This window comes from Paenibacillus sp. Soil787, from assembly GCF_001429545.1.
GTDB lineage: Bacteria > Bacillota > Bacilli > Paenibacillales > NBRC-103111 > Paenibacillus_E.
In genome coordinates this window covers 108,678-130,907 of the sequence record NZ_LMSP01000002.1, presented here as the reverse complement: position 1 = coordinate 130,907, position 22,230 = coordinate 108,678, and the positions used below count along the sequence as shown (strand labels likewise).

The 22,230-nt window shown below is 45.5% G+C and carries 24 protein-coding genes; 10 read left to right on the top strand and 14 right to left on the bottom strand.

All coding sequences use genetic code 11. The features are described 5' to 3' along the window. Window positions 1–721: 721 nt before the first annotated feature. From ASG93_RS05260 to ASG93_RS34825, 5 genes are all read right to left on the bottom strand, one after another. Window positions 722–2,782, bottom strand: a complete 2,061-nt coding sequence (locus ASG93_RS05260; protein ID WP_056829568.1) for a peptidoglycan D,D-transpeptidase FtsI family protein — start codon at window positions 2,780–2,782, stop codon at window positions 722–724. Window positions 2,783–2,800: 18 nt separating this feature from the next. Beyond that, window positions 2,801–3,523 carry an HAD-IA family hydrolase gene (locus tag ASG93_RS05255; protein WP_056829565.1) on the bottom strand — a complete coding sequence of 241 codons (723 nt, stop codon included), beginning with the start codon at window positions 3,521–3,523 and terminating at the stop codon, window positions 2,801–2,803. Between the two features lie 168 nt (window positions 3,524–3,691). Then, a complete protein-coding gene (locus ASG93_RS05250) occupies window positions 3,692–4,843 on the bottom strand; it encodes a transglutaminase domain-containing protein (RefSeq protein ID WP_056829563.1) in 1,152 nt (383 codons plus the stop codon). Between the two features lie 37 nt (window positions 4,844–4,880). Continuing rightward, window positions 4,881–5,315 (bottom strand): hypothetical protein, encoded by a 435-nt coding sequence (locus tag ASG93_RS05245; RefSeq protein WP_056829560.1) that lies wholly within the window; start codon window positions 5,313–5,315, stop codon window positions 4,881–4,883. A gap of 54 nt (window positions 5,316–5,369) precedes the next feature. Beyond that, window positions 5,370–5,525 carry a hypothetical protein gene (locus ASG93_RS34825; RefSeq protein WP_156410803.1) on the bottom strand — a complete coding sequence of 52 codons (156 nt, stop codon included), beginning with the start codon at window positions 5,523–5,525 and terminating at the stop codon, window positions 5,370–5,372. 111 nt (window positions 5,526–5,636) lie between these two features. On the opposite strand from ASG93_RS34825, the gene ASG93_RS05240 reads away from it, so the two are divergent. After that, complete coding sequence (locus ASG93_RS05240) at window positions 5,637–6,803, top strand: MFS transporter (protein WP_056829558.1); 1,167 nt, start codon at window positions 5,637–5,639, stop codon at window positions 6,801–6,803. 169 nt (window positions 6,804–6,972) lie between these two features. Then, complete coding sequence (locus ASG93_RS05235) at window positions 6,973–7,326, top strand: toprim domain-containing protein (protein ID WP_056829556.1); 354 nt, start codon at window positions 6,973–6,975, stop codon at window positions 7,324–7,326. A 21-nt stretch (window positions 7,327–7,347) separates the two neighbouring features. Here ASG93_RS05235 and ASG93_RS05230 read toward each other — a convergent pair whose 3' ends face one another. From ASG93_RS05230 to ASG93_RS05195, 8 genes are all read right to left on the bottom strand, one after another. After that, entirely contained in the window at window positions 7,348–7,980 is a 633-nt protein-coding gene (locus tag ASG93_RS05230; protein ID WP_056829554.1) for an SCO family protein, read from the bottom strand. Between the two features lie 17 nt (window positions 7,981–7,997). Then, a complete protein-coding gene (cyoE, locus tag ASG93_RS05225; protein ID WP_235550748.1) occupies window positions 7,998–8,975 on the bottom strand; it encodes a heme o synthase in 978 nt (325 codons plus the stop codon). A 207-nt stretch (window positions 8,976–9,182) separates the two neighbouring features. Beyond that, the gene (locus ASG93_RS05220) at window positions 9,183–10,037 is read right to left on the bottom strand and encodes an urease accessory protein UreD (RefSeq protein WP_056829552.1); all 855 of its coding nucleotides are present in this window, start codon (window positions 10,035–10,037) and stop codon (window positions 9,183–9,185) included. Further along, the gene (gene ureG, locus ASG93_RS05215; RefSeq protein ID WP_056829550.1) at window positions 10,030–10,689 is read right to left on the bottom strand and encodes an urease accessory protein UreG; all 660 of its coding nucleotides are present in this window, start codon (window positions 10,687–10,689) and stop codon (window positions 10,030–10,032) included. The genes ASG93_RS05220 and ureG overlap by 8 nt, the downstream gene beginning before the upstream one ends. 24 nt (window positions 10,690–10,713) lie before the next feature. Beyond that, on the bottom strand, window positions 10,714–11,439 hold the full coding sequence (locus ASG93_RS05210) for an urease accessory protein UreF (protein WP_235550747.1): 726 nt from the start codon (window positions 11,437–11,439) through the stop codon (window positions 10,714–10,716). 41 nt (window positions 11,440–11,480) lie between these two features. Next, complete coding sequence (ureC, locus tag ASG93_RS05205) at window positions 11,481–13,163, bottom strand: urease subunit alpha (protein ID WP_056829948.1); 1,683 nt, start codon at window positions 13,161–13,163, stop codon at window positions 11,481–11,483. Between the two features lie 13 nt (window positions 13,164–13,176). Beyond that, window positions 13,177–13,560, bottom strand: coding sequence for an urease subunit beta (gene ureB / locus ASG93_RS05200; RefSeq protein ID WP_056829548.1), 384 nt, complete (start codon window positions 13,558–13,560; stop codon window positions 13,177–13,179). 33 nt (window positions 13,561–13,593) lie between these two features. Then, window positions 13,594–13,896, bottom strand: a complete 303-nt coding sequence (locus ASG93_RS05195) for an urease subunit gamma (RefSeq protein ID WP_029194808.1) — start codon at window positions 13,894–13,896, stop codon at window positions 13,594–13,596. 283 nt (window positions 13,897–14,179) lie between these two features. Between ASG93_RS05195 and urtA the strand changes: the two genes are divergently transcribed. The 7 genes from urtA (at window position 14,180) to gerQ (ending at window position 20,618) form a co-directional block, all read left to right on the top strand. Further along, window positions 14,180–15,454, top strand: coding sequence for an urea ABC transporter substrate-binding protein (gene urtA / locus ASG93_RS05190; RefSeq protein ID WP_056829546.1), 1,275 nt, complete (start codon window positions 14,180–14,182; stop codon window positions 15,452–15,454). Between the two features lie 77 nt (window positions 15,455–15,531). Next, entirely contained in the window at window positions 15,532–16,437 is a 906-nt protein-coding gene (urtB, locus tag ASG93_RS05185; protein WP_047681504.1) for an urea ABC transporter permease subunit UrtB, read from the top strand. Between the two features lie 21 nt (window positions 16,438–16,458). Further along, window positions 16,459–17,535, top strand: a complete 1,077-nt coding sequence (gene urtC / locus ASG93_RS05180; RefSeq protein WP_056829545.1) for an urea ABC transporter permease subunit UrtC — start codon at window positions 16,459–16,461, stop codon at window positions 17,533–17,535. Window positions 17,536–17,584: 49 nt separating this feature from the next. Beyond that, window positions 17,585–18,376 (top strand): urea ABC transporter ATP-binding protein UrtD, encoded by a 792-nt coding sequence (gene urtD, locus ASG93_RS05175; protein ID WP_056829542.1) that lies wholly within the window; start codon window positions 17,585–17,587, stop codon window positions 18,374–18,376. Beyond that, on the top strand, window positions 18,321–19,064 hold the full coding sequence (gene urtE, locus ASG93_RS05170) for an urea ABC transporter ATP-binding subunit UrtE (protein ID WP_082614706.1): 744 nt from the start codon (window positions 18,321–18,323) through the stop codon (window positions 19,062–19,064). Before urtD ends, urtE begins: the two co-directional genes overlap by 56 nt. 225 nt (window positions 19,065–19,289) lie before the next feature. Beyond that, window positions 19,290–19,976, top strand: coding sequence for a response regulator transcription factor (locus ASG93_RS05165; protein ID WP_056829539.1), 687 nt, complete (start codon window positions 19,290–19,292; stop codon window positions 19,974–19,976). Window positions 19,977–20,144: 168 nt separating this feature from the next. Then, the gene (gene gerQ / locus ASG93_RS05160; protein ID WP_235550746.1) at window positions 20,145–20,618 is read left to right on the top strand and encodes a spore coat protein GerQ; all 474 of its coding nucleotides are present in this window, start codon (window positions 20,145–20,147) and stop codon (window positions 20,616–20,618) included. 56 nt (window positions 20,619–20,674) lie between these two features. Here gerQ and ASG93_RS05155 read toward each other — a convergent pair whose 3' ends face one another. Further along, entirely contained in the window at window positions 20,675–20,971 is a 297-nt protein-coding gene (locus tag ASG93_RS05155) for a hypothetical protein (protein ID WP_056829537.1), read from the bottom strand. Window positions 20,972–21,222: 251 nt separating this feature from the next. Between ASG93_RS05155 and ASG93_RS05150 the strand changes: the two genes are divergently transcribed. Beyond that, a complete protein-coding gene (locus tag ASG93_RS05150) occupies window positions 21,223–22,206 on the top strand; it encodes a metal-dependent hydrolase (RefSeq protein ID WP_056829535.1) in 984 nt (327 codons plus the stop codon). Window positions 22,207–22,230 lie beyond the last annotated feature (24 nt).

The following is a 22,230-nucleotide window of genomic DNA, read 5'->3' as shown; positions in this document are numbered from 1 at the left end:
TGATGGAAATCAGAAGTCGCTTTAATGAAGCTGATAACCTGGTTTTTTTCATACAATTCTCCACCTTTCCTCTATGCATAAAAGTTTACCTTGTGCAACTTTTAGGATGAAAGATGTTCTTTCCCCTACATTAGGATATGCTCAAGGATGCGAAACGGTTCCTGCGGTTGAGTGCTGCACGAATCAATTAATGCTGCGCAAAACGATATTCATAACTCCAAAATTCGATTTTAGAGTCATTCGTAAGGGCAGATAAGCAATAGCGGTTACCAATGTTGCATTTTCTATGATTGATCCCGATTTAAGACACCTCCATGTAGAGCAAGAATGGACGATGAATCGACATTCAGGCCCCCAAGACGACCATTTCTGCCTTCTCAGGCTGCAAATCAGCTAACTCGCCTATTCTCTGCAGCTGAGAGGTCCTTTTCAGACGTCTCGCGCCACTTTAGCTGCTTTCTCACACTTTAGTATTGAATTTCATCGCTTCAGCAGACATTACGGAGGCTCCGGACTTATCCTCCGATTTTAAGCGTGTTTTCTCACTATCAAGTCACTTCCACGCGCTCCCGCACTTTAGCGATGCATACATCCGTATCCACAGCAGCCCTATAAATAAGGGGTAAGTTTCGCTTACCCTTTAACCCAAAACATATGAAGAAAGGACCTGCTTCTGCAGGTCCCCTTTTATAATCACTTTTTTTCCTGTAATCCTAATCACTTACCACGGCCTTTTCCCGCCCCCGAGCTTCGTTAGAATGCCGTCATTCGCGGCGTCATAAGCCTGAAAGATTTTGGCTGCAATCGGGGATGCCCCGTAGCGTCCGAATCCGCCTTCTGGCACAACAACCGCAACGGCTAACTTCGGATTCTCTACAGGAGCGAATGCGATAAACACCGCGTTTTCTACCGAGCCTCCTGATACAGCTTGTGTCGACGTACCTGTTTTGCGTGCTACATTAAAAGGTAATTCATCTATGCCTTCGGCACCGCTTTTCATCCCATGAATAATGATATTCCAATCTTCTTTATCGAATTCAGAGGAAAAATCCTCAATAACCTCTGGCTCAATTTTTTTAACTAATTTACCTTGGTAGTCTTGAATTTCATCTACAAAGAGTGGCTTCATACGTTTCCCGCGGCTGGCCAATGTCGCCGTATATTGAGCGAGCTGCAGCGTTGTCGTTTTTTCATTTTGTCCCCATGAAGCATAGACCATTGCGGATTGGTAACTGTCTTTTTGAGCATTTTTAATAAAATCGTTGGAACCTGCAAATTCACCTGGAAGACCGCTTCCTGTTTTCACTCCCATACCGAATTTCGCAAGGTATTCTGCCCATTTGGCTGTAACCTTTGGTGATTCTCCGCCATATTTCAAATAAAAAGGAATACCTATTTTTGCGGACATGTACGTGTTAGACGAGTGTTCAATAGCAGACGAAGCATTGAGGGGTCCATAAGCAGCCTTACCAGAGTTTGATATTGTGCTGGTGCCTCCCTTACCAAAGCTAAATGATCCTGTATCATAATAGGAATCATCTGCCAATAGATTTTCCTTCAGTCCAATTAATACCGACAAAGGCTTAATGGTTGAACCCATAAAAACAATGGAAGACGGATGCTTCGCATTCTCTTTTTCATCTGGATATTTGGACTTAGCTGTCATGATGGAGCCATTGGAAATATACGTACCAATCTCTTTATAAATATCCGGCGAAATCCCTCCGGTCCAAGCGTTAGCATCGTAATCCGGATAGTTTGCCATAGTAACAACGCGCCCCGTATCCACTTCCATCGCAACGGCAAAACCAGAGGAGGCCTTCATCCCGGTTTTCATATACATATCATTGGCATGAGTGGGGCTGCGTAAATATTTGATATGATCCTCCAGCATTCTCTCTGTTGCCTTCTGGATATCTTTATTAATCGAAAGATAGAGATTATTCCCTTTGACAGGCGCTGTCACTTCGGCTCTTCCGATAATTTTCATAGCCGCATTGACGGGATATTTCCTGCTCCCATTTTTACCGCGCAGGTCATCTTGATACATGCGTTCAATGCCGTCAAATCCTACATTTTCTGAGTTCAGGTACTCTTCGCTATTTGGGCTGTCTTTATAAATATCTTTGGCCGTTTGCGTAGAAAATGATTTCAAATATCCAACCAAATGCGTGGCTATCGTGGTCTTGTTGTCATCGTCCATTTCATAAGTACGGATACTTTCCTCCGTCACTTCCAGCCATTTAAATTCATCTCGATGCTCAAGCAAATAGGCCATTTCCCCTTTGGATAGATCTGCTTTAATCCGCCGCGGAACCCAATAATAACTAGGGTCTTTTACCTTATTTTTATTAATATCGTAACCCAAATCCATCGCTAAAACGATCTCTTCTGGAGTAGGGCTGACTGTATTCGGTTTGGCATATTTATCAAAAACATCAACCTTTAACCGCTGAGCAAGAGTAATCACTTCATCTTTATTTTGTTGACCTGGTTCAATACGGAAAAACAAGGACTGAACAGGAATCGTATAGGCCAGAGGAGATTTTGTAGAGTCGTAGATATTGCCTCGAATGGGAGCGATACTCGTGGTCTGATTCGTGTTTGTATTTTCTGCCGCTTTAAGATCTTTGGCTTGAACGAATTGTAAGATTGCCAATCGCACGATTAAGATCGAAAATAATAAAAATGTTAAAAAGAAAAATATATTGATCCGAAACGAAAAGTGCCGCTTTTTGGTAACTTCTTTTTTCTTCGGATCATCCATAATGGATGACTTCATCGCTTCTCAGATCCTTTCTTACGCAATGGCTTGTTCATGAAACAGCTCAAGCAGGGAATGAATACCCTCTCCTGTATGATAGGAATAACGGATAATTCGTACAGCATCGATACCGACTTGATTTGGCGCCCAAATATCATTCGTTTCATGGTCGCCGATATAAAGAATATCCTTAGCCTCTAACCCCGCCCTATCCAAGGCAAGCTGGAAAATCGCCGGATCCGGCTTCTCTAGACCCACTTCTGTTGAAACAATGACAGGGTCGAAATCTTGCAAAATCCCCTTATCCTCCAATATGGCTTTCAAGGTAGGAGCAAAATTGCTGATAATCCCTATTCGAAAACCTCGGGCCTTCAATCCATCTAAGAACGGCTTAACATCATCAAACAATTCATAATACTCTGGTGCCGTATAAATGTCATAAAGCTCGTGGCAGCAGGCATAAATCTCTTCCTCTGTCCACTCTTCATGAATGCCCAATTTATGAAGCACATATTTATATAAGTTAACCCAGAACTCACGATCTGACTCTGGACTGCAAACCGCGAAATTGTCCTGCTTATTCACATAATAAAAAAGACGAAAAGCTTCCGTAAATAGTTCACTAATATGAGCTTCATCACGATCCACAAATCGCAATTGTAAATACTGTTTGAGTATCGTCTGGGCTGCTGGAATCGTAAGTAAAGTGTCCCCAGCATCTAAGTAAATCATCTTATATTCCTGAAGTGGTTTCCGCATACAATCTCCCTCATTCTATAAACAATGCTATCTTAGTAGTGTACCACATTTAATCATCATATGAGAAAACCTTCGGAACTACCCATGATTTTCTAGAGGGAACAGCTTCCTTAAACATAAAGAAGCCTTCCTTTGATATCCAAAGGAAAGGCTTCATCTTGATACTTACTAAGCGTCCTTAACATGTGTTTGATCGAAGTTAGGCGGATTGAACCAGTTGCCTCCGCTTGCCACCCAGGTGGAATCTAGCGGTACCCAGCGATCAGACTCTTTCAGGTAAACCTCATTCCAAGCGTGAGGCCCGTAGCTGCCCTGCCCGTCATAGCCTAGCCCCGTAACAACTTTCACATCAAGGCCGATAGATCTAGCCATCTGAGCATACAACCTAGAGTAGTCTATACAAACCCCTTCATGGGTGTTGAAGGTATCCTCCGGCGTCTGTTCCTTCCAGATTCGTTTCTCTTCATAAAGAGTTACCTTATTCCAATCATATTTGACGTAGTTGCCTACCCATTTATACAACAACTTGGCCTTCTCTTCATCCGTTTTCCCGCTGGCGGTTACTTCTTTGGCCGCATCTGCAATATTGCCTGGAACTTTTGCGTCTAGAACTTCATACTTACGCTGCAGGATATTCGTAAATTCCTGTTCGACAGCACGTGTGAACACGGGTACTTTGTCAGCAATGAAGTCACCTGTGAAGGGTGAAATGACTTCTTTGGCACCCTTTTGATACATTTGTGACGATTCAATGTAAGGTGTAATCAAGGAGTGCGGGAATAACGTTACATAAATGAAAAGAACAGCGATAAGAATGAGTGCCCTAGCGAGTCCTGCGACAGAACCAATGGCTCCACCCGAGACAGAACTAATAAAAGAGTTGCTGCGCTCCCTGTAAGGATCTCGATTAGCCAACCAACTTCCTAACAAGGGATCAACCAATAGATTCAGCAATTGCTTCACGATCATATAGCCAAGTAAAAACAATACACCGAAACGCAGCAGCGGGAAATCACGGATACTCGTCATCGCTGTATAATAAGTTTGTTTAAGCATGCTGATCTCTACGGATGGAATTTGTAAATTCTGCCCTTTCAACCAGGTTTGAATCACAGGCGATGCCCACTGGACCCCCTTCCACGCGATAATCATGGACAGAATGACGATAACTGCCTCCACGAGCATAGACAGAAGATGTTTGGCTGAACCTGAGCCTCCCCGGAAAAATCCTTGAACGACAGAGCCTGCAAATGTGAGAACGATCACAATGGATATTAAATTTATCGAAGTTGATTGTAACCACGTCATATCCGTCATCATTTCTCACCATCCTATTTTAATAAAAATATGACTCAACTTACTGCTTTGCGTTTTTCCTTGCTTGCTCGATGAAAGCATTAACGGCTGCGTTCGCGTTCATCTTAAACGTTTTACCAAGGAAGGTGACTTGTACTTCATCCGTCCCGGCTTTGCCTTCCACCTTTAAACTCTTCGTCGTAATAAGAAAGGAACCATCTGGATTCGCTTTAAATTGTGCATCTTTAGCTTCCGAGGTCAACGTACTGACAGCCTTATCTTTGATTTCATCGCCAACTTGTGAGACTACGCTTGCCCCAATATCCCTTATTTTATCCTTATAGCTCGCTCCATAAACGACAAGAGCCCCAACAATCGCGATGACCAGAATCCATTTAACCACAGTTTTCACAATACCGACCACGATAAAAAGCACAATAATAGCAGCTACAATTAAGTACCAACGATCCTGCGCAAAGGAAATCCACTGATCCAAACTAACCCCTCCTAATTATCCAAAAGTCCTTTCCTATCATACTACAGGGACTCCTTAATCTTCATCTCTTTTTTTCCTTAACAGGGCTAACTTTCGTTCGATCTCCTCTGTTTGATCGATTCTGCTTCTCGTCTTTCGAAAAGACTGCCTCAACCGAAAAACCAGGAAAATAGCCGCGCCAGCTAGTAAAACAATCACATATGCGTCCATAAAGCCTCCTAAAAACAGAATTGTGTCATTTGTATGGAAAGGTCATATCTATAGGACGAGCGGCGTACATCTTAAGAAGAGACAAGTCTAAATGATTGAGGTGGTGAGAACATGCGAACAGCTATTTGGTTGTACTTATTTATGTTTGTTGCTTTTTTTGATTTACACGCGCAGTACCCGATTCTTTCTCCCTTCGCCTTATCTTTAGGAGCAGCTCCTTCATTTATAGGGCTAATTATGGGCGTATACTCAATTACCCATTTGCCTGGGAATCTAATTGCCGGCTATGGCGTAGACAAATACGGAAGTAAAATCTTTATTGTCTTTAGCCTGATTGTAGCAGGGATCATCTTACTTTTTCAATCCAATGTGAAAGATCCTTGGCACTTGCTATACATTCGTTCGATTAGCGGATTCGTACTCGCCTTCTTATCGCCTGCCTGCTTATCGCTGCTTGCACGCATAGCCAAGGATCGCATCCATCAAAGCAAACTGATGGCTGGCAACGGTCTCATACATACCCTTGCTTCCGTGGTATCTCCAGCAGCAGGTGCTGTATTAGTTGCCAAAATCGGGTTTACAACAGCTTTCTCCGTTTTAGGTTGGATTCTTATTATCACAGGCATTCTTGCCATCTTCGGCGTGAAAGAAAAGCAGCTCTTAGCCCAAACAGGGAGCAAATCCCCTATCTTAGATCATCATGGTCATGGCATTCTGAGAGATGAATCAGACCTACCCGCCGCCGTAACGATTCCATGGTTATTCTTTCTCATTCCGATGGCACTCTCCTGCTCGCAAGGCATTCTTTTCTTTGAGCTTCCACTTATGAAGTCGGCCAGAGACTCAATCTTAACGTCCGGCGTTTTTTTCACTTTAATCAGTTTAGGCGCCCTGTTAAGCATCAGCTTCTGGTTCTTAAATAAGATCCCTCCGTTTATTCGAACGGTCTGTGGGAGTATATCGCTTGCGGTCATTTTCTTCGGTTTAGCCATTCAGTGGCCGATACCGCTCACGGTTTCCCTTTTCTTAATCGGAATGGCGAAAGGTGTCATTTATCCCGCTCTCGCTGCCCTACTTGCCGGTATAACAAGCAGCAATCGATACGGACGCGTCTTTTCCCTTCTTTCCATCTCCTATTCCATTGGCGCCTTTATCGGTCCCATGATGGCCGGACAGCTTCGCGACCACATTTCCTCTTATTTCATCGCATTTTTCGTCTTAATGCTGGCACTTTCCCTCTTACCGCTCCGCACATTAAAAACGCCTATCACAACGTAATTTCCCGATAAAATGGCGGCTTGAGCTCATCAAGCCGTCTTTTGCGCTGTCAATCCCTGTCATTTCCCGGGAAATGACAGCATCATATTTGGCTAATCGTCGAATGAAATCCTTGGATCACTTGCGAAAACGGGTTATACTACAAAAAAACCTAAAGCGAGGAAATCCCATGTCGATTGTCATCATTGTAGAAGGTAAAAATGATAAAAGCCGATTAAAACGTGTGGTTGATGAAAGTATCATGATCCTCTGCACTTTCGGCACCCCAAGCTCGTTAACGCTCGAAGAACTGAGAAAAAAAGCGGATGACAATCCTGTTTTCATCTTTACGGATAATGATGCTTCCGGCAAAAAAATACGTTTTCTATTGCGAGAAATGTTTCCAGACGCAGAACATATCTATACGCGCAGAGGGTATGCCGGCGTGGAAGGTACACCTGAAGAATACATCATTCAGCAATTAGAAAAAGCAGGGCTGGAAGAGTATATCAAATACCCTGCTCCAGACCCTGCTTTTGAATAGTTAATAGGATGAATAATGGACTTACTTGCCTTTAGATAAAGTCACGACATCTTTGATAATATGGTCAACATCCAACTCTGGATTGCTCGCATCATAATAATTCCGGAGTTTTCCTTTTGGGTCAACCAGCAGAATAGCATTGGAATGCGAGAAATTGCCATCCTTCTCTTTAACCACCATAATGCCGAAATCTTCAGCAAGCTTGTGAATTTTGGATTCCTCTCCGCGGAGAAACGTCCACCCGCCTGGAACTGGCTTCGATTCAAAACGGTTACCGAATTCTTTAAGCACTTCCGGTGTATCACGATTTGGATCGACGGTTATCGATACAATTTCCGCTTTAGTACCCAGCAAGTCTTTTTTCTTCAAAGATTCCTGAACCTGAGAGAGCAAGAAAGTCGTCGGCATGCAAACATCCGGACAAAACGAATAAAAGAAGTATACGAGTCTAACCTTACCATCCATATCCTGAGAGGAAACAGTTTTACCGTCTAAGTCCTGCAGTTGGAACGAAGGAGCTTGTTTCATTGCTGTCAAGCGTGGGTCCGGTTCACTGCCGTTAGCCCATAATTTATAAGCAAATGATGCAATCATGGCAATTAAAATAGCGCCCAGCGCTAGCTTAAACCAATTTTTCCCGATAAACGTATTCATTACTTCAGCCCTCAATTCTAACTAATTTTCACTGTATCAATGACCATGAGGAACGATAGGAGAGTTAAATACAACAGAGAGAACAGGAACATGCGTTTAGCCCATACCACTTCGGCCTCACCTGTTGCCTTAAAGCCTTTGATACTCATGAATGCCCAAATCAATCCTAAGATGGTTGATGCGAATAAAAACAAGTAACCTACGTATCCATAAGCTGTTAACATCACGGTTACAGGAACAAGTAAAACTACATAACGCACCATGCTGATCTTGGTCACGTATGTCCCTTTGACTACGGGTAAAAGCGGGAATCCTGCAGCGCGATATTCTTCCATACGGCGAATCCCAAGAGCCCAGAAGTGCGGAGGCTGCCAGAGGAATAAGAAAGCAAAAAGAAGAATAGCACCTAGATCAACCGTACCACTTACGGCACAGTATCCTATAACGGGAGGTGTAGCGCCAGAGAATGCCCCAACGAATGTACTCCATACTGAAGTTCTTTTAAACCATGCGGTATAGAGCCAAACATACAAGAACAGGCCAATCAGTCCGATCAACGTTGCTAGAGGCGATTCCGCTCCAAAATATAGGACTCCCAGACCGATCGTTCCTAGAATAATACCGTACCATAGAACAACATTCGCACTCATTCTCCCACTTGGAAGAGCTCTATTCTGCGTCCGTTCCATCTTCGCATCCATTTCACGGTCCAAATAATTGTTGAGCACCGTTCCTCCTGCCATCACAAGAGCTGTTCCTAGCATGGTCATAATAAGGTGTACCCAGCTTACATCCCAATGTGCGGCCATCCAATAGCCAGCAAAAGCTGTCATTAAATTGGAATAAATAATGCCTGGTTTTACCAAGCGATAGAAATCTTTCATGGTCACCGGCTCAGCCGATGCTTGCATATTGCTAGCTTCTATGGTTTCTGCCCCAATGGACCCTTGTGACGAACCGTTCGAAACGCTTTCGTAGCTAACTTGATTTTCCACGTAAAACGTCCTCCTCTATGTCGAATTTCCGAGCAACCTTAATCATGAACACTCCCATCATACCAACCCCTACATCGTTTGACAATGAAGTGCAGGCAGTTGTCATCATATTGTCGATTCTCCTTCCAGTATGCGTGGAAAATGATCGGAGCATTCGATTCCATGGAAAAAGGAGCCCTCAAGGGCTCCCATCTATGTTTAATCTTACTATTTATTAACCATTAATGGCGTTAATGCTAATAAGCTGCGGCGAATATCCTGCCATGCTTTCGTCAGAGCTAACTGCAATTCCCAAGCATGTCTTCCCATGACTGTGACAACTAAACCGTATTTATGCGTAAGACTGGCTCCAATACGGACTTCTACACCCTCAAGCTCTTCAAGACTCTCCAATACTTCATCGAGATGACGCTGTTTAAGGCGATCCGAGAAAATGTACAGATTACCGAGATGTGTTTCCCGCCCCCAGCAACCTGGAGCTGATAGCTGCATGATCTGTGGTTCAATTCTTTGATTCTGATAAAAGATCAATTCCTTGCCGTGCCAGACTTTCATTCGATTCATATAACGTGAATACTGAAATATTTCGCCTCGCTGCGTTCGTCCCGGACAACATATATCCGAGAAAATCAACGCGGACCCAGCTGCTAAATGAACATCCATTTCTGCGGCTAGGCTGGCATCTTTATAGAGCATTAAGGGCTCTGGGATGTATTCCAGCATCGCGTCAGCTTCCAAATGAAGCGTCTGGCGCTGCGTGCTTCCGTGGCCAGCCTCAGACGGATGAACCTTCGTGAACGATTGGTTCGTTAGAAAAACACGTGCGCCCTCTCCAAGGCGCACGCTGATTTCATAATGATCCCCCGACATGAGTCCTGGGGAGCAGTCCATCATATAGACACCCAATTGATCCATAGGATGGGCGCCTTGGATGAGCGTTTCGTTCTCATAACGAAACGTTTTGGCGATTTTGAGCGGGGAGGCATGGTATTTGCGGACGAGCTGCGTCAAGCCGCTGCGTACTGCAAATTCCGCCTTAATCTCCCCGGTCACGCTAGGCATGGCTGAACTCCTGTTCCACCCATGTGACAATATCGTCCAGCCCTGTGCCGCCCATCAGGTTGGAGAATATGTACGGACGGTCGCCGCGCATCTTCTTCGTGTCCGAATCCATCACTTCCAGGCTGGCACCTACATACGGGGCTAGATCGATCTTGTTGATAATGAGCATATCGGAACGCATAATGCCAGGACCGCCTTTGCGCGGTATTTTTTCCCCTTGAGCGACATCTATAATATAGATGAAGCGATCTACCAGCTCTGGGCTAAACGCTGCAGCCAAGTTATCGCCGCCGCTCTCGATGAAAATAATATCGAGATTCTCGAACCGCTTCTCCAGCTCTTCAATGGCTTCGAAATTCATCGAAGCATCCTCACGGATCGCTGTATGCGGGCATCCGCCTGTTTCTACCCCAATAATGCGCTCCTCAGGCAGTGCTTCAGAGCTAATCAAAATACGGGCATCTTCCTTCGTATAGATATCATTGGTAATCACCGCAATACTGTAGCGGTTGTTGAGTTTCCGCGCTAGACGCTCTACTAGCGCTGTTTTGCCTGAGCCAACAGGCCCGCCGATTCCAATACGCATAGGGCGACTCCGATCCACAGCTGGTTTCTCCCAGTGGTGGTGATGATGACCTTGACCTTGACACATAGTCATTCCTCCTAAAATTTATGATTAAGACATGAATAATCGTGAATACAGCGTTTCGTGCTGCATCATGGCGAGATCTGCGGCCGGTGCATTCGTATACGCATCCAAGGGATCTAAATGCGCTACTCGCTGCCACTCGCTCCCGGTCAAAGGAAGCAGCTTCGCAAGAAGAATTTGCCCTTGAGTTTGACCCATGGACATAAGTCTAAGCGCACTGTTGATACAGGTCATGATACAGCTGTACAGATAGCCTTCTGCCGCTTGATTGAGCGGCACACCGAGGTGATAGCTTACCCATCCGTGGACAATCGGATGATTGGAGCTGCAGCGGTCTGCTTTCACAGCTTCGTCCAGAGGCAGCCAGTTCAGCGCGGGATACATCGATCGTGATAGCTGGAGCAGCCTGCGGCCCATCTTTTGAACGCCGCTCCTCGCTTCACTCGATACACGCTGCACATGCAGCATGCGGTCAATCTCCCAGAGCTGATCCCATTCCTGCCTTGGAATATGGGTATAGGCAGCTTTGATTACCATTGTGTCTGTTGATGCCCAGCTATTTGCGAGCATCGTGCGAATATAAGCTTCGAGCTCTTCAATCGTTGTTAATCGCTCTTGTTGAACGAGCGTTTCCAAACCAAAGGAATGAGAGAATCCGCCAATGGGCAAGGCTGAATCCAGAAGCTGTTGATAAGCGAGCCAGTGAAACCTCGGCGTCATCTCTTCCATGAATGTCGTTGTCTTTGTTGTCATCGCTTTTATGTCGTCACCTCGATTGGGGACTTCCCACTCTTTTAGAATAAGAAATATAACTGCGCCATCGGCAGCTCGGTCGCCGGCTCACAAGTAATGGCTTCCCCATCAACTTTCACTTCATAGGTTTCAGGGTTTACTTCTATAGAAGGTGTACCGTTATTATGAATCATGTCTTTCTTCGATATATGGCGACACCCTTTCACAGGCTCGACACGCTTTTGCAGCCCTAATTTCTCAGCAATGCCGCGATCATAGGCGGCTTGAGAAACGAAGGTAATCGAGCTTTGCGTCAAAGCTTTACCAAAAGCAGCAAACATCGGACGCCCAAATACAGGCTGCGGGGTTGGAATGGACGCGTTCGGATCTCCCATTTGCGCATAAGCGATACTTCCGCCTTTGAGTACCAGATCTGGCTTAACCCCGAAGAACATCGGGCTCCATATGACAAGATCCGCAAATTTGCCAGGCTCAATGGAACCGACAAGGTGCGAAATCCCATGCGTAATCGCTGGATTAATCGTATATTTGGCGATGTAACGTTTAATTCGGAAATTGTCGCCATCTTCCGTATCGGGAGCTAGCGGGCCGCGCTGTTTCTTCATTTTATCGGCGGTTTGCCATGTACGAATAATGACCTCGCCAACCCGCCCCATTGCCTGAGAATCCGAGCTTAGCATGCTGAATACGCCAAGATCGTGAAGAATATCTTCCGCAGCAATCGTTTCCGGACGAATCCGAGAATCCGCAAAAGCAACATCCTCGGGAATACGGCTGTCCAAATGATGACACACCATGAGCATATCCAAATGCTCTTCAATGGTATTGATCGTATATGGACGGGTCGGGTTTGTCGAAGACGGTAGTACGTTAGGCTCAGCAGCCGCACGGATAATATCCGGCGCGTGCCCCCCGCCTGCTCCTTCGGTATGATACGTATGAATCGTACGGCCCTTGATAGCTGCGAGCGTATCCTCGAGAAATCCCGCTTCATTTAATGTATCGGTATGAATGGCTACTTGTACGTCATATTGATCTGCTGCTTCGAGACAAGTGTCGATTGCTGCCGGCGTCGTTCCCCAATCTTCATGAAGCTTCAATCCAATAGCTCCCGCTTCAATTTGCTCCGTCAACGGAGCTAGAAAAGAAGCATTGCCTTTACCCGTAAAGCCCAAGTTCATAGGAAAAGCTTCAGCAGCCTCCAGCATTCGCTGCATGTGCCATGCACCAGGCGTACAAGTTGTGGCATTCGTCCCTGTAGCAGGTCCTGTTCCTCCACCAATCATCGTCGTCACGCCAGAGGAAAGCGCCGTTTCAATTTGCTGGGGACAAATAAAATGAATGTGCGCGTCGATTCCGCCCGCAGTCACAATTTTACCTTCACCTGCAATGACTTCCGTGCTCGCGCCCACAATCATATTGGGATGCACACCATCCATAATGTCTGGGTTCCCCGCTTTACCGATCCCTACGATATGACCATCCTTAATGCCGATGTCACCTTTGACAATACCCCAGTGGTCGATAATGACCGCATTCGTAATCAGGGTATCGAGAACACCTTGGTCACGGGTAGCTCCACTGGACTGCCCCATCCCGTCACGAATGACCTTACCGCCGCCAAATTTACATTCATCACCGTATACGGTGTAATCATGCTCGATTTGTGCCCAAAGCTCAGTATCAGCCAAACGAATGGCATCTCCCGTTGTAGGCCCGAACATTAGCGCATAACTTTTACGATCTATTCGATTCACCGGACTTTTCCTCCCATGCTTGCCATCTTTCTCTCGCAGCACTTGACATATTCCCATTAGCCGCTAAGCCATTACTCAAGTTATTTAGTCCATAAGAAAGTTTGGCTCCACCAAGTTCAACGAGCTGTATAGGTTTCTGTTCCCCCGGCTCAAAACGGACAGCGGTTCCCGCGGGAATGTCCAAACGCATGCCATAGGCTTGTTCTCTCGAGAAGTCCAACGCTCTGTTCACTTCAAAAAAATGAAAATGCGACCCCACCTGAACGGGACGATCTCCTGTATTCGTAACGATCAAATTAACCGTTTGTCTTCCTATATTGATTTCAATATATCCCTTGACTGTTCGATATTCGCCTGGAACCATCTTCTCGCCCCTTTCGATTCATCATTTGTATGGTTAGGTTATTGGTTCATGTACGGTAACTAATTTGGTCCCATCGGGAAACGTAGCCTCTACCTGTACTTCATGAATCATTTGAGGTACACCTTCCATGACTTGCTCTGCTCTCAGAATCGTTGTACCGAATGCCATCAATTGAGCAACGGTCAATCCATCCCTGGCTCCTTCCATAATTTCGGATGTTAGCAGCGCTATGCTTTCGGGATAATTCAGTTTCAAGCCTCTGGCAAGTCTTCGGCGCGCTAGATCAGCAGCGACTGTAATGAGCAGCTTTTCTTTTTCTCTCTCCGTTAAATGCACATCTTCACCTCATTAAAATCCGAATAATGGTAATTCTTTATCTTTATTATATTCGTGTATTTCATGATTGTAAATCATTAATGTTAGATATCATGACATGTAGACAACAATTTCTGATGTCATCCTTCGTATTTTATGTGATTTTCACAAAGAAATAGCTGGTTTTTGTGCGTTGTTAACAAAAAACAATTAATGCGTGTCATCTATGTTGACACTAACTTGTTTTGCACTTTATCATAAGCCTTGTAATCCAAATCTTGTAAGCAAAGGGAGTGGGACGTGAATGAGAGAGATAAGAAACAAAGGTAAGCTCACAGTCGCTTTGAGTATGGCTTTGATGATGGTCATGGCTGGCTGTGCAAAATCAGAGCCAACTACATCCACGACAACTACACCTATGGCGACCAAAGCCGCTGAAGCTAAGGCGGAGACGAAGGATGAAACTGTACCTGTTGGGATTCTTCACTCACTCACAGGCACCATGTCCATTAGTGAAGTATCTGTAAGAGATGCTGAGCTTATGGCGATTGACGAAATTAATGCAGCTGGGGGACTCTTAGGTAAAAAAATCAAGCCCGTGATTGAAGACGGGGCATCCGATTGGCCGACCTTTGCAGAGAAAACTAAGAAGTTACTGCAAAAAGACAGCGTTGTAACGATCTTTGGCTGCTGGACATCTGCCAGCCGCAAAGCGGTGCTTCCGGTCGTCGAACAAAACAAAGGTTTACTGTGGTATCCGGTACAGTATGAAGGCGTGGAATCATCACCTAATATTTTCTACATAGGAGCGACAACGAACCAACAAATTATCCCTGCGGTGACTTGGCTGCTGCAAAACAAAGGCAAGAAATTCTACCTTCTCGGCTCCGATTATGTCTTCCCAAGAACAGCCAACAAAATTATTAAAGAACAGTTGAAAGCTGATGGCGGAACACTTGTTGCCGAAGAATACACACCACTTGGACACACCGACTACAATACAATCATTAGTAAAATCAAAAAGGAGAAACCGGATGTCATTTTCAATACGCTGAACGGCGACAGTAACGTAGCCTTCTTCAAGCAATTGAAAGATGCAGGCATTTCATCCAAAGATCTAACAACAATGTCCGTAAGTATCGCTGAGGAAGAGGTTCGCGGTATTGGAGCTTCTGTCCTAGAAGGACACTACACAGCTTGGAACTACTACCAAACAACGGATGTTCCTGAGAACAAAAAATTCGTGGAAGCTTACAAAGCCAAATATGGGAAAGACCGCGTTACGGACGACCCGATTGAAGCTGGTTACACGGCCGTTTACTTATGGGCTGCAGCTGTTAAGAAAGCAGGATCCTTTGAGGTTGACAAAGTGAAAGCTGCTGCCAAAGGGATCGAGTTTGACGCACCTGAAGGTAAAGTGGTTATTGATGGAGAGAACCAACATATTTCCAAAACGGCACGTATCGGTCAAATTACGGCTGATGGCCAAATCAAAGAAATATGGAACTCCGGCCAACCTCTCAAACCAGATCCTTTCCTCAAAACATACCCTTGGGGCGGCGAAGTAACGAAAAAATAAAGTTAATTATTGGAGCCAGGATTGCCTAACGGCAGTCCTGGATTTCACCATTTTGGGGTTTACTGGGAGGGAATGCCATGAGTCTGCTGCTTCTTCAATTATTTAACGGTCTAAGCCTCAGCTCCATTCTGCTGCTGATCGCCATCGGTCTTGCGATTACATTTGGCTTGATGAATGTTATGAATATGGCCCATGGCGAATTCATCATGATTGGCGCCTATATGGCTTATCTAGTCCAGCAGTGGTTTCAGAAGTTTCTACCTGCCTCCGCTTTCGGATGGTATTTCATCGTGTCGTTAGGTGTTGCCTTTGCAGTTGCCTTCTTCGTTGGCTGGCTGCTCGAAGTGTTTCTCATTCGATTCATGTACGGCAGACCGCTAGACAGCCTGCTTGCTACATGGGGAGTGAGCCTTGCCTTGCAGCAGCTTGCACGCACCATCTTTGGTGCTCCTAATGTGGCTGTTAAAGCACCCGAATGGTTGGAAGGCGGACTTCATCTATCAGCCGACCTCATTCTCCCTTACAAGCGCCTCTTTATTATTGCTCTGGTTGCGCTGTGTATCTTGGTCATTTATATGTATCTGTATCACTCTGCCGGAGGAAGACGAATGAGAGCTGTTATGCAGAATCGTGAAATGGCTGCTTGTCTCGGCATTTCCACACGCAGAGTAGATGCTCAATCCTTCGCTTTTGGCTCCGCAATGGCAGGTATTGCCGGATGCGCCTTAACGCTGCTAGGGCCTATTGGACCAACTATAGGCACTTACTATATTGTGGATGCGTTCATGGTTGTTGTACTTGGTGGAATTGGCAAGCTGATTGGCACCGTAGCAGGAGCATTAGGCATTGGGGTTTTCAATACAGCTTTGGAATACACAACAAGTGCTACACTCGGTAAAGTACTTGTTTTTACACTCATAATCGCCTTCTTGCAATGGAAACCGATGGGACTTGTGACGATCCGTTCAAGATCCTTAGATTGAAGAAAGGATGTGGCATCTTCCATGCTCTTAGCGGGACAATCCAAGCTTAAATTGATCGTTTATGCCATTTTTTTGATCGCTATCGCTCTGGCACCTCTGTTCATGTCAGACTTCCGACTTTCCCTTCTTGGCAAGTTTCTCGCTTATGCCATCATTGCCATGGGAATTGATCTAATTTGGGGCTATACCGGGATTCTTAGCCTAGGCCATGGCGTCTACTTTGGACTTGGGGCTTATTGCATGGCCATGCATCTTAAGCTCGCCGCGTCGCCAGACCAACTGCCCGATTTCATGTCATGGAGCGGCGTTGAAAGCCTCCCCTGGTTCTGGGTTCCTTTCCACAATGCAGGCGCTGCATTCCTTCTTGCACTTATCGTTCCAATGATCGTCGCGTTCATTTTGGGATATTTTACATTCCGCAACCGCATTAAAGGTGCTTTTTTCTCCATATTGTCTCAGGCGCTGGTCATTATTACCGTCACTTTATTCGTTGGTCAACAAGGCTATACAGGTGGAACTAACGGGTTAACCAATTTCACCACCTTTCTTGGCTTAAACCTGCAATCACAATCAACGAAATTATTATTTTTCTATCTCACCTTAGCTGTTGTTGTTGTCGTACTTATTCTATGTAGTCTGCTCGTCACCAGTCGGATGGGGAACATTCTTACAGCCATTCGTGATGGGGAAAATCGGGTTCGCTTTATTGGCTACAATCCAGTCACTTTTAAAGTATTCATTTACTGCGCTTCAGCAGGATTAGCCGGACTTGCCGGTGTGCTCTTCGTCCTTCAGGAAGGCATTATCTCACCTGCACAAATGGGCATCGTCCCTTCTATCGAGATGGTTCTTTGGGTAGCTATTGGAGGGCGCGCAACAATCGGAGGCGCCGTTCTTGGAGCGTTAATCACCAACGCTGCCAAAACAACGTTTAGCGAAGCTTACCCGGCTTGGTGGCCTATCATGCTCGGAGCCATGTTCATTATTGTTGTACTGCTGCTGCCCAAAGGTATCGTCGGTACGATTACACACTACACCTCCAATTGGAAAAAACCCGTGCTTCCAAAGCCGATTTCTTCATCGCAAGAAGCAAGCTGACCATAAACCCAATCCTTAATGTTATGAAATTTGAAGGAGGAACATCCCAATGCTAGGACAATTAGCGAAACAACAGCCTGTAGCCGGCGAGAACATCCTTAGCGTTAAAGGGCTTGAAGTGAACTTTGACGGATTCAAAGCCTTGCGTAACCTGGATCTATCCTTGCAATATGGAGAGCTTCGGTTTCTCATCGGGCCGAACGGAGCAGGGAAAACAACGCTCTTGGATGTCATTTGCGGGAAAGTGAAACCTTCACAAGGTCACGTGTATTTCAAAGAATTAATTGATCTCTCCAAGCACCAAGAACACCAAATTGCCGAGCTTGGCATTGGACGTAAATTCCAAGCACCTTCCGTCTTTTCAACATTAACCGTTTTTGAAAATTTGGCTCTTTCTATGAAACAGCAGCGCGGCCTCCTCAGCGCACTATGGACCAAGACGACAAGTGAACAACGAGACCGCTTGCATCTCCGACTCGAGATGATTGGCCTGCAAAGCAAAGTCAAAGAACGCGCAGGGTCACTCTCTCACGGCGAGAAGCAGTGGCTTGAAATCGGGATGCTGCTCATGCAGGAACCCGATCTGCTGCTGCTGGATGAGCCTGCCGCCGGCATGACAGATAGCGAAACCGAGAAAACAGGCGAGCTGCTGCACGAAATTGCGTCTAATCAGACGATCATCGTAGTTGAACATGATATGGAATTTGTTCGTAAGTTCGCTAGAACAGTCACGGTACTTCATGAAGGAACCGTGCTTCGGGAAGGCACCATGCAGGATATTCAGAATGATGAAAAAGTTGCTGAAGTTTATCTCGGAAGGAGAGTGGAGCGAGGTGCTTAACCTTCAGAAGATAGAAGCCGGTTACGGTGAGAGTATGGTTGTTCGCCATGTCAATCTTCAGGTGAAACCTGGCCAAATCGTTTGTCTAATGGGCCGCAACGGTGTTGGGAAATCCACACTCATGAGGAGCATAATGGGACTCATTCAGCCGAAGTCCGGCACGATCCACTATAACGAACGGAATATAACGTCCTTCCCGCCGGATCGACGAGCCAAATTAGGGATCGGCTACGTGCCGCAAGGCCGTGAGATTTTCCCGCAGCTTACTGTCGAGGAAAACCTGCTGCTTGGCCTTGAAGCTGCAATAGATGGAAGAAAGAAGCTCCCTGATTCTCTCTTTGACACCTTCCCCGTGCTTCGTCAAATGCTTCACCGCAAAGGAGGCGACCTCAGCGGCGGGCAGCAGCAGCAATTAGCGATAGCCCGTGCCCTTGCCCCTGGCCCTAAGCTGCTGCTGCTGGATGAGCCGATGGAGGGTATCCAGCCTTCTATCGTCATGGAGATTGAAGCCATCATTGAATCAATCAAACGCAGTCGAGAAATTGCCGTATTGCTGGTCGAACAAAGCTTAGAGTTCGCTACAAGCATCGCCGATTACTATTACGTATTGGACCGAGGGACAATAGCCGCCGAAGGCCATGCCGAGCATTTGAGCGAAGATCAAGTCCGAAAGCATTTAACGGTATGATTATGATTTCACGGACCCGCTTTATAAAAGGAAGCTGGATGACTTGACCTATGCAACTAGGCGTCAAGTACCGTCCAGCTTCTTTTTTTTCATACGAAGGAACTAATTATAAAGTTAAACTGGACGTCACAAAATGTATAATGATAACATGCATATATAGGATCGAATGTTGCGGCCGGCATATCTAGCACCGAACCTTTTGAAGGAAAAGGAGGGGGAACGTTTATGTCTAAGATTTTAATTATTGAAGATGATTTAAGCATTGGTGAGATGATGTCGATTTATTTGTACGAAGAAGGCTATCAAGTTATGCGTGCGGAAACTGGACGTCAAGGCGAAGTGCTATTCCGAGATTTCGAACCTGATGTCATCGTGCTTGATATTATGCTGCCTGATGTTGACGGGATTCAGCTATGCACAGACTTCCGCAATTCGTCAACCATCCCCATTCTTATGATATCCGCCAAAAATGAGGTCTCCGATCGCGTCAAAGGCCTGCAGACTGGTGCTGATGATTACCTATGTAAACCATTCTCCATGAGGGAACTGTCAGCAAGAATACAAGCTTTACTGCGACGTTCACATGCCTTTCCTCCGCCAGTTCCATCTACCGATACGTCCGAGCAAGTCGTTCATCTGGACCTAGAGAAGCGCTACCTTATTGTACATAGCAAAATAATAGAGACCACTTTCTCTGAATTTGAAATTATGAAACTTTTTTGGCAAAATCAAGGACGAGTATACAGCCGGGAGGAACTTCTAAACCGGGTCCGTGGTTTCGATTCCTATGTAACCGAACGTGCAATCGATGTACATATCGCAAACCTTCGCAAAAAAATAGAAGTTGATCCCAAAGAACCGAAATATATTAAGACGGTTTGGGGTGTCGGTTATAAATTTCTACTCACGTGAGCTCCCAATGGGGCTTTTTTTTGTTTGGGATAATTCAGCAAAACCAGTCACCAAATGGGCTGATGCACAATATGATGATTATGGAAAATGACACGTACTTAGACTCTGCTTTGCATTACAATTATGAAGAAAGCTTTCCAAAGGAAAGCTCAAGGAGGAAATACCAACATGTTGAACAGCCCTTACAGAATCGGTAACCTAGGAAACCCAGGCATGACCCCGCAAGTCCCTTACGGATCTCCGTATCCGGCTTATCCCGTTCCACCAATGAGTACTAATAAACCTATGCCTATGCCTGTGCCTATGCCAAGTGGAACTCAATTTCCACCTGCTGGCGGTCCGCAAACCGGTGTAAATGTACCTGGTCAACTCCCCATGGAACAATCCTATATCGAAAATATTCTCCGTTTAAACCTCGGTAAGATAGCAACGATCTACATGACATACGAAAATAATTCGCAATGGAATGCCAAAATTTTCAAAGGCAAACTGGAGGCAGCAGGACGCGATCATATCATCATCAGCGATCCAGCTACCGGCATGCGTTTCTTATTGCTCATGGTCAATCTAGATTACATTACCTTCGACGAGGAACTCAATTACATGTATCCATACACAGGTGGAGTTGGCCCGCAGAGATAATGGTTAGATCACATAGTAAGCCGCTTGCTCTTTTCGTTAGAGCAGCGGCTTTTTTGTCATGAAGAAGTCACTTCCGTGAAATGCCACATATGCAGTTTGCGCAGGCCGCCTTCAATCCACTCTTCCCATTCGGCTTGATAGGAATCATTTTCGATTCCGTGCAAACGTCCTCGTTTCAAAGAGAGATACTCTTCATAAGTAACTTCCTTCCAAATTTCCACAAAAAGTCCTTCCTGATCCGTTCCCTCCAGCAGTTCAAATCGCCCTTCCCGCCGCTGCCATTCCTGCATATAGATGAGAAAAGACTCCCGAAAAGCGGGTTTTATGGCATACTCTACAAAAACTTTGGACATTTTTAGATCTCCCTCTGATTTATTTTTTGCTCCAAAATGGTAAACTAATAAAAAGACGGAAAAATGACCATGCTTACAAGGAGAAATGATTCCGTCGACTTATAAGACGAGCGCGTTTATCAAGGTTGATGCGAAGCAAAAGTATAAAACTTATACTTTCTTATCAACTGAATTAAGTTTTCCTACGGAAAACTCAGCCCATGCTTACGAAGAAAATTTTCCATACGGAAAATTCTTAGGAGGAAACCCATTTGGACACAGGTACTCATCTCGTAATTGGTTTAGGGTTAGCGGGACTGTCACAAATTGACCCTAGCGTTTCTGCGGACACAGCGGCAACCACTGCGGTCTTCATCGGAACGGTTATTGGCTCACAGATTCCGGATGTGGACGGGCTGCTTCGTTTTAAAGGGAACGCCGCTTACATTCGTAATCATCGTGGTCGCTCTCACTCTTTGCCGGCACTACTTTTATGGACGCTGCTGATCACTGGAGCTCTTGCTCTTTTCTTCCATGGAATCCCCCTGCTGCACCTTGGTATGTGGGTAGGAATCGCCGTTTGTTTTCACGTCTTTACAGATTGTTTCAACACATATGGTACACAAGCGTTTCGGCCATTCTCTGAAAAGTGGGTGTCATGGAACATTATACACATCTTTGATCCCTTTATCTTTTCAAGCCATATCGCAGCTATCTTCATGTGGTCTTTCCATGTCGCTAGCCCAAAGCTGGTATTCCCGACTTTGTACGGGGTTATCGCCCTATATTACATCTGGCGCTCACTCGACCATTATATCTTAGAAAAAGGGCTTTATCGCAAAGACCCCACCTATATGCCTGGGGATAAATACACACTTATTGTAACATTCAGCCTCTACGTATGGAACGTAGTGAAACGCAGAACAGACGGCACCTTCCAGTTGGGTGAAATGAAGAATTCAAAGCTCAGGTGGATTGACACCGTCAAATGTGAAGACCATCCAGCTATCGAGGCGTCTAAGAGTCACGAAGACATCCAAGCCTTACTCTACTTCTCCTCCTTCACTTGTGCGGAAGTAAAAGAACACCGCTTCGGATATGAAGTAAGATGGGCTGATGTGCGTTATCGCCACCGCAAGCAGTATCCTTTCGTAGGTGTTATCCGGATGGATCACAATTTCCAAACACTCGATTCTTATGTGGGCTGGGTAAGTGACACTAGGCTGGAAAAAAAGCTAAAAGTGGATCTTTATTAGAAAAGAGGCGCGTTAACCAAACGC